The organism is Streptosporangium amethystogenes subsp. fukuiense (assembly GCF_042665875.1).
Lineage (GTDB): Bacteria > Actinomycetota > Actinomycetes > Streptosporangiales > Streptosporangiaceae > Streptosporangium > Streptosporangium fukuiense.
Genome location: NZ_JBHTEE010000001.1, coordinates 6305858 through 6317277, shown reverse-complemented (window position 1 = coordinate 6317277; position 11420 = coordinate 6305858). Strand labels below are relative to the sequence as shown.

Sequence of the window (11420 nt, the reverse complement as noted above, 5' to 3'; positions counted from 1 at the left end):
TCGCGCCGACCGGTGCCCGGGAGGCGTCGGCGGCCGTGACGGCCGTCCGCCCCGGTGCCGAGTCTCGGTGATCCGGGGAAGCGGGTCATCGGCCACTCCCGGGCCGCCGCGCTCATGATTCGGTCTTTCGAAACGAGCCATTACATGATGTTGTAATCCCTGTAAAGAGCGATGGTTTACGAACACCCAAGCCGATCTTGACGAAGATCCGTTCCGGCATATCGGGTTATTTCGTTTCATTGTTAGGCGGTGGCAGAAACCTGCCATGAGAGGCATCCCCCAGACAAAGGCAGAGCCCCATGGTCAAACGAGCCCTCGCAGCCGTCGCCCTCTCCCTCGTCACATTACTTGGATTAACACTGCCCGCCTACGCGGTGACACTGGAGCAGAAGCTCGCCGCGCTTTCCGGGTTCAGCCAGCCCACGGCGTCCAGCGCCGTCAGTTGGCGCTCCGCGTGGCAGAACCAGGCGGGCTGGGCGGACTACGCCTTCGACTGGTCGACCGACCTCTGCTCAAGCAGCCCCGACCAGCCGCTCGGCTTCGACTTCAGAATGCCGTGCCGACGTCACGACTTCGGCTACCGCAACTACAAGGCGGTGAGCCAGTTCCCGGCGAACAAGGCACGCATCGACGACTCGTTCTACTTCGATATGAAGCAGGTTTGCGCGGGATATTCCAGCATTCCCAGAAACACCTGCAACGGCCTCGCCTGGACCTACTACCAGGCGGTCAGGGAATTCGGCACCCTCAACGTCACCGAGGCGCAGATCGAACGAATCCGCCAGGCCGCCGAACAGGCCGCTCAGCCCGCCGAGATGTGACCCGCCCCCGCGGGATCAGCCCCACCCGCCGACCTTCGCCGGGCCGGTATCGCGGAGTCCGGCCGCACGGTTGACGGCGGCCGGCCCGAATTCCAACGTTCGCGCCGGCCGGGCTCGATCGAAGGAGGCACGAGAGCACCTGGACGCGGGCGGCGACCTCGGCATCGGCCAGGTCGCCGCCGGTCCGGCGCGGCACCGGCGCGGCACCGCGCGCACGGTCGATCACGGCGGTGATGGCGGCCGGCCTTCCCCGGTGCGCTCCCGGTAGTGGTGATCAACGCGACCGTGAACCGCGAACCGGACCTGGCGGGCGTGCCCGACCGGCCGCGCCCGCTGCCGGCCGCCTGCCTGGCCGAAGATCCCGCCGCCCGGTCCTTGACCGGGGCAGATGTCGCCCAGGCGATCGCGGCGCTCTGCTTCCCCCTCTCCGACTGCCGGGATCTTCGCCAGTGCCCTCAGGAGGAACGCGCGGTGACGGCGGCCACCCAGCGGTGCGCCTCGCCGGCGGAGCGCAGATGGACGACGGTGATCTGCGAGTGCCGGGCGATACGCTCCAGGCCGGCCCGCTGCTTCCGCTCGTACTGCGACCACGCCCAGCGCATCGGATGCTCCGGATCCAGCCAGTCTCGGAAGCTCTCCCGGTTGCCGTTCCACAGCTCCCGGCGCGTCGTCGCGCGGGCGATCGAGCGCCGTATGACTCGCTGCATCACCGTACGGCGTGGCAGGTCGAGCCAGACGACGGTGTCGGCCCGCTCCCACAGCAGGTCGTCCAGCACCGAATGGTACTGATCCTCCGTCACCCAGCACCGCCCGGAGGAGAAGGCGTCCACGTCGGATTCGAATTCCGGCCGTTTGACCCAGCCTGGTCCGTGATGGAGCGCGTCCAGCTCGTAGTGGGGGAGTTCGAGCCGCAGCGCCAACGTCCTGGCCATCGTGGTCTTCCCGGAGCCGGAGATGCCCGCGATCAGCACTCTGTACACCGGATCATTAAACCCGCTTCGCGGAAGAGCGCACACCGGGGACGAAGCGAGGAGCGGCCACCACCAGGCGGGCGGGAGGGTGATCCCCGAGGGCATCGTGGATGATGCCGAACCGGTGGCCGGCCCGCCCGGCCCGCGAACAAACGATGGGGATATTTGTTGATAAATGTTGATATATGTGTAGTATCTGGCCCTAGGCTGCGGCATGGAGGAGGCCCCGATGAACCCCACGGAGACCCTGATCGACGGTCCCTACTTCGAGGACCTGCATCACGGCCTGCGGTTCGAGGACGTGCCCGCCCTCACCCTCACCGAGGGCCTGGCCGCGGCCCACCAGGCGATCGTCGGCGGGCGGCTGCCGCTGGTCGTGGACCACACGCTGGCGGGGCGGGTGGTCGGCGAGGGCGCCGTCCTGGCCGCCCCCAACCTGGTCTGGGACGTCGCGATCGGCCAGTCCACGATCGTCACCCACGCGGTGAAGGCGAACCTCTTCTACCGCGGCGTGGTCTTCCGCCGCGCCCCCCTGATCGGCGACACCCTGCGCACGGTGACCGAGGTCGTCGGCCTGCGGCAGAACTCCCGCCGCCCCGGTCGCCCCGCCACCGGCCTGGCCGCGCTGCGGATCGGCACCCGCGACCAGCACGACCGTCCGGTCCTGGACTTCTGGCGCTGCGCCATGATCCCGCTGCGCGACCAGGAGGCCGAGACCGGGCACGCCGACGATCTGTCCGCCGTCGGCACGGCTCCCACCACGGCCGAGCTGTCGCAGGTCGCCGCGGGCTGGGACCTGGGCGCCTACCGGGCTCGGGTGCGCGGGCGGCGGCTCGGAGACCTGGCTCCGGGGCAGGTGTTCCGGGTGGCGGGGGGCGACGTCGTCTCGTCGGCGCCCGAGCTGGCCCGGCTCACGCTCAACTCGGCCCGGGTGCACCACGACGCCTCGGCGGGGGCCGCGGGCCGGCTGGTCTACGGCGGCCACACCGTCGGGATCGCCCTGCACCAGGCGGTGCGGGCACTGCCGGAGACGGTGACCGTGGCCGGCTGGCACGGCTGCGACCACCTCGGCCCGGTGGCGGAGGGCGACACGCTGACCAGCGTCATCGAGGTGGAGCGGACCGAGCGGCTGGCGGACGGCGGCCTGGTCCACCTGAGGTCCCGGGTGCACGCGCACCGGCCCGGCCTGCCGCCCGTGGACGTCCTCGACTGGCGCTTCGTGGCCGTGTTCGCCGGTGGCGGCGCGACGGGGTGACGGGGCGATGGCTGCTTCCTCATCGGGGAGGTTCGGGCGGGGGGCGGGCTGTGGACCCGCCGGACCGGCATGGTCCCACGATAGCCATATTTCATATATTCTCTAGTGATCCTCTCTGGATTCTAGAACGTAAAATCCGGAAGGTTGCCTGCTGAACTGCGAATATCACCTTCTCAAGATTCTATTTTCCACTGCCTCGCCGGTCCGAGTGTCGCGGCCCCCGGTATCCACCTAGGATCGTCGGCGCAGATGGGACGCCGGGAGAAGCCCCGATCGAGGCGAGAGGTCGTGCGATGAGCGGCAGGATGACCGAGGCCACCGGGACGGCCCGAACCCCCGAGGCGGAGCGCCCCCAGCTCAGCGACGCCGCCGCCGCGTACATCCGCAGCATGATCATGTCGGGCCGGTGGCGCCCGGGCGACTCGGTCCGGCCGGAGGTGGTGGGCCAGGCGCTGGGCATCTCCGCGACGCCGGCCCGTGAGGCGCTGCACGTGCTCCGGGTGGAGGGCTTCCTGCAGCTGCTGCCCCGGCGCGGCTTCCAGGTCGCGCCGCTGACCGGCCAGGACGTCCGCGACCTGTTCGAGGCGCACGCGCTGATCTCGGGCGAGCTGGCGGCCCGCGCCGCCGTCCGGGTGACGCCGGAGGACCTGGCCGAGTTGGAGGCGCTGCACCACGAGCTGCTGGCCGCGGCGCACCGCAAGGACCTGGCTCTGCTGGAGGAGAAGAACCACGCCTTCCACCGGCACATCAACCTGGTGGCGGATGCCCGCAAGATCACCTGGGTGCTCGGCCTGACCGGCCGGTACATTCCCACCCGCTTCTACTCCGCGATCGAGGGCTGGCCCGAGGCCACCCTGCACGACCACACCGGGATCCTGGCCGGGCTGCGGGCCGGGGACGCGGAGGCCGCGCGCAGGGCGATGCACGATCACATCGCGAACTCCGGCGACCTGCTGGCCAGGCAGTTCGACCGGCAGGCCGCGGACGACGAGTCCTCTTCCTGACCCAGGTCCCGGGCGAGGCCGCGGCCGGGCCACGGCGGAGCCGCCGATCCGGCTCGTCGTCGAGGGCGACCGTCCCGTGCCGCCGGTCCGCCACGGAGGCCTACCTGGATTCGACCCGTCCGAGCGGGCCGGGTCCGGCCGTCAGCGTGTCACACGCCGCCTGCCAGGCGGAATCCCCGGGATAGAGCTCGCTGCGAAGGTAGGCCCAGGTGAGCCACTGGACCGCGGAGACCCGCTCGGGGTTCTCGTCCGTGGTCTCGGCGACGTCGTATCCGGAGATCCCGCCGAGCCCGTGCTCCGCGTCGAACAGGGTGAGCAGGGACTTGGGGCTCGGGGAGAGGAAGTACGGGTCGGTGTGCCACTCCGCGCCCCGAACCGTCAGGTGGGCGGAGGTGTCCTTGTCGCCGGCGACCACGAGCGTGGGCGTCGTCATCCCGGAGAAGTCCGTGGTCGAGAAGAAGGAGTAGTTCTCGGCCGTGAACGCGGTGAGGGCGTCGCCCCCTCTGCCGGGCGCGGCAAGCAGCACCCCCGCCTTGATCCGGGGTTCGGCCAGGTTCACCTCCGTTCCGTCGTGCGGATCGGTGAGCCGGGCGCCCAGCAGCAGGCTCGCGGTGTGCCCACCCATCGAGTGCCCCGCCACCGCGACCCTGCTCGGGTCCAGGCGCCCGAGGAGCTGTGGGACCGCGGCCTCGATCGCGTCGAGCCGGTCGAGGATGTGCTTCATGTCCTCGGCCCGCGAGCGCCAGTACAGCGGCGCCTCGGGGTGGTCGGGATCCAGGCTCAGCGTCCTTGAGCTCAGATGGGTGGGCTGGATCACGACGAAGCCGTGCGCCGCCCAGAAGCCGGCCAGTGGGGCGTAGCCGTTCAGCGAGGAGAGGTGGTTCGAGTAGCCCTGACCGTGCGAGAGGAGGATGACCGGCAGGTCGCTCCCGGTCACGGGCGCGGAGACCCGCACCTCCAGGTCCACGGCGCGGCCGGGGGCCGGCAGCACCACCGGACTGACCGAGAGGACGGGAGTGGGCGAGCCGGCTGTGTACGTCGATTCACTCATGATGTGTGTTCCCATTCGATGGCCTCGCCGGTCTCGTTCGGCCGGTGGGCGAGGCGGACGGGAGCGTCCCGGTTCGGCTACGCTCTAAACGGATCGTCGTTCCGGAACAATACGGAACCGTGTTCCGCTTTGTCAAAGGCCATCCGGAAGGAGAGCGTGGTGTCGACTGCAGGCCGGTCAGGGGAGGTGCCGCCCCGAAGCAGGCGGGCCGACGCGCTGCGCAACCAGCAGACGCTGCTCGCCGCCGCCGCCGCGGTGTTCGTCACCTCCGGCGTCGACGCGCCGATCCGTGAGATCGCGACCAGGGCCGGCGTCGGGATCGGGACGATCTACCGCCACTTCCCGACCCGGGCGGATCTCGTCGTCGCCGTCTACCGCCACCAGGTCGAGGCCTGCGCCGAGGCCGGCCCGACCCTGCTGGCCAACGCCGACTCTCCGTTCGCGGCACTCCGCGACTGGGTCGACCTCTTCGTCGACTTCCTGGTCACGAAGCACGGACTCGCCAACGCGCTGCAATCGGACAGCGGCGGCTTCGACGCGCTGCACGCCTACTTCCTCGACCGCCTGGTGCCCGTCTGCGCCCGGTTGCTCGACGCCGCGGTCGACGCCGGCGAGATCGGGCCCGGTACGCAGGCCTACGAACTGATGCGCGGCATCGGTAACCTCTGCGCCGGACGTGACGGCGACCCCCGCTATGACCCCCGCCGGCTGGTCGAGCTGCTCCTTCGGGGACTACGGCGACCGCGGCCGTCCTGACATCGACGGTGAGCCCGAACGCGGCGAGGGACCGCCCGGGCGGCGGAGCGAGTGCGCGAGGCCGTCAACAGGGCGAGCGCCGCCCGATGTGGCGGCAGACTCCATAGGATATTTTCTCTCCGCCCGTCACTCTCGGGTCATAAATTGCCTGCTCAGCAGGCATGCAGATATAAATCTCGATCGCCTCTAGCGCTCTAAGGTAAAACTCTATATTTTATACGAACCAACCGAGGGGGAGTCGTGCTGCCACTGACCGGGATCACCGTCGTGACGCTGGAACACGCGGTCGCCGCGCCGTTCGCGACCCGCCAGCTCGCCGACCTCGGCGCCCGCGTGATCAAGATCGAGCGGCCCGGCTCCGGTGACTTCGCCCGCCGCTACGACGAGTCGGTGCACGGCCAGTCCAGCTACTTCGTCTGGCTGAACCGCTCGAAGGAGTCGGTCACCCTGGACGTGAAGTCCCCGCACGGCCGGGAGATCCTGCACGAGCTGGTGGACCGGGCCGACGTGCTCGTCCAGAACCTCGGCCCCGGTGCCGCCGACCGGCTCGGGCTGGCCGCCGCCGCCGTCCGGGAGCGGGACCCGCGCAAGATCGTGCTCGGCATCACCGGCTGGGGCGGCGACGGCCCGTGGGCCGGGCGCAAGGCGTACGACCTGCTGGTCCAGTGCGAGACCGGGCTGGTGTCGCTGACCGGGTCGGCGGACGAGCCCGCCCGGGTCGGCGTCTCGGTGGCCGACATCGCCGCCGGGATGTACGGCTTCAGCGCGGTGCTGACGGCCCTGTACCGGCGGCAGGTCACCGGGCTGGGGGCCACGCTGGAGGTGTCGCTGTTCGAGGCGCTGGCCGAGTGGATGGGGCAGCCGGCCAACTACACCGCGGGCAGCGGGCGCCAGCAGCCGCGCGCGGGCGCCAGGCACGCCACCATCGCCCCGTACGGGCCGTTCACCGCCCGGGACGGGCGGACCGTGCTGCTCTCGATCCAGAACGAGGCCGAGTGGACCCGGTTCTGCGCGGTGTTCCTCAAGGACCCCGAGCTGGCGGCCGACCCGCGCTTCGCCACCAACACACTGCGGGTGGCCGATCGGGACGCGCTGGAGGCCATCGTCGACGCGCGCTTCGCCGAGCTGGACGGCGCCGACGCCGCCGAGCTGCTCGACCAGGCCGGGGTCGCCAACGCCGGGGTCAACACGGTGGCCGACTTCCTGGACCACCCGGTGCTGCGCGAGCGCGGCCGGTGGCGGGACGTCGGCACACCCGGCGGCCCCGTCCGGGCGCTGCTGCCGCCGATCTCCCTGGACGGGGTCGAGCCGCGAATGGACCCGGTGCCCGAGCTGGGCCGGCACACGGCCGACGTGCTGGCCGAGCTGGGCCGCTCGCCGGAGGAGATCGCCGACCTCTCGGCCCGGTCCGTCATCTGACCCCCACCCCTACCCAGCCAGGCCGCACCAGAGTGAGGACCCGCCCATGACGCTGAACCCCGAGGAGACGGCCATGGTCGAGGCCGTCCGCGACTTCGTCGACCGCGAGGTGCGCCCGGTCGCGCGCGACCTGGAGCACGCCAACACCTACCCGGCCGACCTGATCGACCAGATGAAGCGGATGGGCGTCTACGGCCTGGCCATCCCCGAACCGTACGGGGACGTGCGGGTGTCGACGCCCTGCTACGCCCTGATCACCGAGGAGCTGGCGCGCGGCTGGATGAGCCTGGCCGGGGCGATGGGCGGGCACACCGTGGTGGCCAAGCTCATCCTCACCTACGGCACCCCGGAGCAGAAGGAGCGGTACCTGCCCCGGATGGCGACCGGCGAGCTGCGCGCCACGATGGCGCTCACCGAGCCCGGCGGCGGCTCGGACCTGCAGGGCATGCGCACCGTCGCCCGGCGCGAGGCCGACGGCGACGGGTACGTGGTCGACGGCACCAAGACCTGGATCAGCAACGCCCGGACATCCGGGCTGATCGCGCTGCTGTGCAAGACCGACCCCGAGGCGGTGCCCCGGCACCGCGGCATCTCCGTCCTGCTGGTCGAGAAGGTGCCGGGGGTCACGGTGACCACCGACCTGCCCAAGCTCGGCTACAAGGGCGTGGAGAGCTGCGAGGTGGTCTTCGAGGGCGCCCGGGTGCCGGCGGACGCGGTGCTCGGTGGGCGGGAGGGCGCCGGGTTCGCCCAGATGATGCGCGGCCTGGAGATCGGCCGGATCCAGGTCGCGGCGCGGGCGACCGGCGTGGCCAGGGCCGCGTTCGACGACGCGCTCGCGTACGCGCGGCAGCGCGAGACGTTCGGCCGGCCGATCTGGCAGCATCAGTCCGTCGGCAACCACCTGGCCGACATGGCCGCGAAGCTGACCGCCGCCCGGCAGCTGCTGCTGCACGCCGCCGAGCGGTACGACTCGGGCGCGCGCAGCGACCTGGAGGCGGGGATGGCCAAGCTGTTCTGCTCGGAGGCGGCGATGGAGATCGCGCTCAACGCGATCCGGGTGCACGGCGGGTACGGCTACTCCACCGAGTTCGACGTCGAGCGGTACTTCCGGGACGCCCCGCTGATGATCGTGGGCGAGGGCACCAACGAGATCCAGCGCAACGTGATCGCCCGCCAGCTCGTCGAACGCGGCGGCCTCGCCTACTGAGGGCGCGTACCGGCAGGAACGGGACAGGGGCCGGGTAACGCCGCCCCTGTCCGGCGGTGCACGGCCGGTTAACGCCCCGTCCGTACGGTCGGCGGCATGGCTGAAGCATTCATCATCGACGCCGTCCGCACTCCGGTGAGCAGGCGCGGCGGGCCGCTGAGCACGATCCACCCGGCCGACCTGGGCGCGCACGCCATCCGCGCGCTGATCGAGCGGGCCGGGGTGGACCCCGGGCTGGTCGACGACGTGGTGTTCGGCAACGTGGACTCGGTCGGCCCGCAGTCCTTCGACGTCGCCCGCACCTGCTGGCTGGCGGCCGGCTTCCCGGCCCACGTGCCGGGGGTCACCATCGACCGGCAGTGCGGCTCGGCGCAGCAGGCCGTGCACTTCGCCGCCCAGGCCGTGATGAGCGGCACGATGGACATGGTCGTGGCCGGCGGCGTGCAGAACATGAGCATGGTGCCGCTGATGTCGGCGGCCGACTCCGGCAAAGCGCTCGGTTTCGAGGACCCGTTCTCCACCTCGGAGGGGTGGACGAGCCGGTTCGGGAAGGGGGAGGTGAGCCAGTTCCGGGGCGCCGAGATGATGGCGACGCACTGGGACATCTCACGCGACGAAATGGAGCGGTTCGCGGTCGAGTCGCACACCCGGGCCCTGCGCGCGAACGCCGAGAGGCTGTTCGAGCCGGAGATCGCGCCGCTGGGCGGCCTGACCGCCGACAACGGCCCGCGTGAGCCCGACTGGGACAAGATCAGGTCGCTGCCGACCCTGCTGCCCGACGGCCGGATCACCGCCGCCTGCGCCAGCCAGATCAGCGACGGCTCGGCCGCCCTGCTGATCGCCGGGGAGCGCGCGGTGAAGCACCTGGGGCTGACGCCGCGGGCGCGCGTCCACCACATGACCGTGATGGGCGACGACCCGCTGATGATGCTCTCGGCGCCGATCCCGGCGACCAGGCGGGCACTGGAGCGGACCGGACTGACCCCTGACGACATCGACACCGTGGAGATCAACGAGGCCTTCGCGCCGGTGGTGCTGGCCTGGCTGAAGGAGACCGGGTTCGACCCGGCCAAGGTCAACCCGAACGGCGGGGCGATCGCGCTCGGTCACCCGCTCGGCGCGACCGGCGCGCGGCTGATGACGACGATGCTCAACCAGCTGGAGCGGACCGGCGGCCGGTACGGGCTGCAGACGATGTGCGAGGGCGGCGGCCAGGCGAACGTCACCATCATCGAGCGGCTTTGACGCGCTCCCCGGCCCGAAGGGCCGGGGATTCAGCCCGTGCCGCGTCATGCGGCACCTCTGTGGCTTCCTGCTTCATCGGCGTCGGCCACCGCGAGCGGTGGTCTTACGTCACCTCCACAGGCGTTTAACGTCTCCGCCTCCCGCCGCCTCCCGGCGGCGGGTTTCCGTCCAGCGGCGACGGTTCGACGGCCTTCGGCCAGGATGTTGCGTGCGGCGTTGACGTCACGGTCATGGACCGCGCCGCAGGGACAAGCCCATTCCCGCACGTTCAGCGGCAGGGCGGTGGCCACAGTCTCGCACTGTGAGCACCGCTTGGAGGAGGGGAACCACCGGTCGATCTTGGCGAAGGTCCGCCCGTACCGGGCGGCCTTGTACTCCAGCATCCCGACGAAGGCCGACCAGCCCGCGTCATGGACGCTCTTGGCCAGCCGGGTGCGGGCCAGGCCCTTCACCGACAGGTCCTCCACGTAGACGGCTTGGTTGTCACCGATCAACTGGGTGGAGAGCTTGTGGGCGAAGTCCCGGCGCGCATCGGCCACCCGGGCGTGCGCACGGGCGACCTTGACGACGGCCTTGCTGCGGTTGTTCGACCCCTTCACCGTGCGGCCGAGGGCTTTCTGCGCCTTGCGGAGCTTCTTCGCCGCCCGGCGCAGGAATCGAGGGTTGTCGATCTTCCGGCCGTCCGACAGCACCGCGAAATGAGTGAGCCCCAGGTCGACGCCAACCTCGTCGGCGACCTCGGGCAGCGGCTCCTCAGTGGTCTCGACCGCGAACGAGGCGAAGTACCGCCCGGCCGCGTCCTTGATCACCGTCACCGACGAGGGCTCTGAGGGCAGCGAGCGCGACCAGCGCACCACCACCTCCCCGATCTTCGGCAGGCGCAACCTCCCACTCGCCGTGACCTTGAACGCGGCGTTGCGGGTGAAGCGGATCGCCTGACGGTTGTCCTTGCGCGACCGGAACCGGGGCGGGCCGACCTTCGGCCCCTGGCGCTTACCGGTGATCGAGGCGAAGAAGTTGCGGTAGGCGGTGTTCAGGTCGGCCAAAGCCTGCTGCAACACCACCGCCGACACCTCGCTCAGCCAGGCGCGCTCCGGTGTCGCCTTCGCGACGGTCAGACGCTTGGACAACTCCGCGTCGCAGACGTAGGCCAGGCCCGCCCGGTGGGCGTCTTGGCGGGCGCGCAGCCCATCGTTGAACACCACCCGCGCGCACCCGAACGCCCGCGCCAGCGCCTGGCGCTGAGCGGCGTCCGGGTAGAGCCGGTACCGGTAACGAAGCTGCACGGCACCGATGGTTCCATGACGGAACGCGTGAATGTTCGAGAACTCCGTGACCAGTTGGGGCCCCGGATCGACGTCGCCCCCTTTCACCGGCGAACCCACCATCGTGGAGCGGCACGGAGAACCCCGCACCGTCCTGGTGTCCTACACCTGGTGGGCCGAGCGGCATGACCAGGCAGGTCAGGGCACGCACTTCGGTAGCGCCCGGGGGACGAGCTGACCCGGAGAGTACAGGTCGGAGGGGAGGTACGAAGCGAAGCGGCCGGGTCGGCGGATAATCCGCCGACCCGGCCGCCTCCCTTGGGGTACGGGGCGCGTCCTCGCGTGTTTCCGCGGTCCGGGCCGGGGGAGCCGGATCACGGGAAAGGGCGCCGCCCTCGTACATCCCGGCGATCCGGGCCGGGGGAG

The 11420-nt window shown here is 70.9% G+C and carries 11 protein-coding genes; 8 read left to right on the top strand and 3 right to left on the bottom strand.

What is annotated here, in order from left to right:
- Positions 1-299 precede the first annotated feature (299 nt).
- Positions 300-821 (top strand): phospholipase, encoded by a 522-nt coding sequence (locus ACFQVD_RS27480; RefSeq protein ID WP_343970125.1) that lies wholly within the window; start codon positions 300-302, stop codon positions 819-821.
- Positions 822-1276: 455 nt separating this feature from the next.
- On the opposite strand, the gene ACFQVD_RS27475 is transcribed toward ACFQVD_RS27480, so the two are convergent.
- Entirely contained in the window at positions 1277-1801 is a 525-nt protein-coding gene (locus tag ACFQVD_RS27475) for a hypothetical protein (RefSeq protein ID WP_343970122.1), read from the bottom strand.
- Between the two features lie 220 nt (positions 1802-2021).
- On the opposite strand from ACFQVD_RS27475, the gene ACFQVD_RS27470 reads away from it, so the two are divergent.
- Entirely contained in the window at positions 2022-3047 is a 1026-nt protein-coding gene (locus ACFQVD_RS27470; protein WP_343970117.1) for a MaoC family dehydratase, read from the top strand.
- Positions 3048-3340: 293 nt separating this feature from the next.
- Positions 3341-4051 (top strand): GntR family transcriptional regulator, encoded by a 711-nt coding sequence (locus tag ACFQVD_RS27465; protein WP_343970114.1) that lies wholly within the window; start codon positions 3341-3343, stop codon positions 4049-4051.
- A gap of 100 nt (positions 4052-4151) precedes the next feature.
- Here ACFQVD_RS27465 and ACFQVD_RS27460 read toward each other — a convergent pair whose 3' ends face one another.
- A complete protein-coding gene (locus ACFQVD_RS27460; RefSeq protein WP_343970111.1) occupies positions 4152-5102 on the bottom strand; it encodes an alpha/beta hydrolase family protein in 951 nt (316 codons plus the stop codon).
- 159 nt (positions 5103-5261) lie between these two features.
- Between ACFQVD_RS27460 and ACFQVD_RS27455 the strand changes: the two genes are divergently transcribed.
- The 4 genes from ACFQVD_RS27455 to ACFQVD_RS27440 all read left to right on the top strand — a co-directional run bounded on the left by ACFQVD_RS27455 (position 5262) and on the right by ACFQVD_RS27440 (position 9729).
- Positions 5262-5858 carry a TetR/AcrR family transcriptional regulator gene (locus ACFQVD_RS27455; RefSeq protein ID WP_343970108.1) on the top strand — a complete coding sequence of 199 codons (597 nt, stop codon included), beginning with the start codon at positions 5262-5264 and terminating at the stop codon, positions 5856-5858.
- A gap of 240 nt (positions 5859-6098) precedes the next feature.
- Positions 6099-7277, top strand: a complete 1179-nt coding sequence (locus tag ACFQVD_RS27450) for a CaiB/BaiF CoA transferase family protein (RefSeq protein ID WP_343970104.1) — start codon at positions 6099-6101, stop codon at positions 7275-7277.
- 46 nt (positions 7278-7323) lie between these two features.
- On the top strand, positions 7324-8484 hold the full coding sequence (locus ACFQVD_RS27445) for an acyl-CoA dehydrogenase family protein (RefSeq protein ID WP_343970101.1): 1161 nt from the start codon (positions 7324-7326) through the stop codon (positions 8482-8484).
- A gap of 96 nt (positions 8485-8580) precedes the next feature.
- Positions 8581-9729 carry an acetyl-CoA C-acetyltransferase gene (locus tag ACFQVD_RS27440; RefSeq protein WP_343970098.1) on the top strand — a complete coding sequence of 383 codons (1149 nt, stop codon included), beginning with the start codon at positions 8581-8583 and terminating at the stop codon, positions 9727-9729.
- Between the two features lie 44 nt (positions 9730-9773).
- Here ACFQVD_RS27440 and ACFQVD_RS27435 read toward each other — a convergent pair whose 3' ends face one another.
- The gene (locus ACFQVD_RS27435; RefSeq protein WP_343970095.1) at positions 9774-11015 is read right to left on the bottom strand and encodes an RNA-guided endonuclease InsQ/TnpB family protein; all 1242 of its coding nucleotides are present in this window, start codon (positions 11013-11015) and stop codon (positions 9774-9776) included.
- A gap of 31 nt (positions 11016-11046) precedes the next feature.
- On the opposite strand from ACFQVD_RS27435, the gene ACFQVD_RS27430 reads away from it, so the two are divergent.
- On the top strand, positions 11047-11232 hold the full coding sequence (locus ACFQVD_RS27430) for a hypothetical protein (protein WP_343970092.1): 186 nt from the start codon (positions 11047-11049) through the stop codon (positions 11230-11232).
- Positions 11233-11420 lie beyond the last annotated feature (188 nt).

Bases quoted from the DNA above. Each gene is read 5' to 3' on its own strand.
- ACFQVD_RS27440 (WP_343970098.1), top strand. From the start codon at position 8,581: ATGGCTGAAGCATTCATCATCGACGCCGTCCGCACTCCGGTGAGCAGG.
- ACFQVD_RS27480 (WP_343970125.1), top strand. From the start codon at position 300: ATGGTCAAACGAGCCCTCGCAGCCGTCGCCCTCTCCCTCGTCACATTA.
- ACFQVD_RS27430 (WP_343970092.1), top strand. From the start codon at position 11,047: ATGTTCGAGAACTCCGTGACCAGTTGGGGCCCCGGATCGACGTCGCCC.
- ACFQVD_RS27445 (WP_343970101.1), top strand. From the start codon at position 7,324: ATGACGCTGAACCCCGAGGAGACGGCCATGGTCGAGGCCGTCCGCGAC.
- ACFQVD_RS27460 (WP_343970111.1), bottom strand. From the start codon at position 5,102: ATGAGTGAATCGACGTACACAGCCGGCTCGCCCACTCCCGTCCTCTCG.
- ACFQVD_RS27465 (WP_343970114.1), top strand. From the start codon at position 3,341: ATGAGCGGCAGGATGACCGAGGCCACCGGGACGGCCCGAACCCCCGAG.
- ACFQVD_RS27470 (WP_343970117.1), top strand. From the start codon at position 2,022: ATGAACCCCACGGAGACCCTGATCGACGGTCCCTACTTCGAGGACCTG.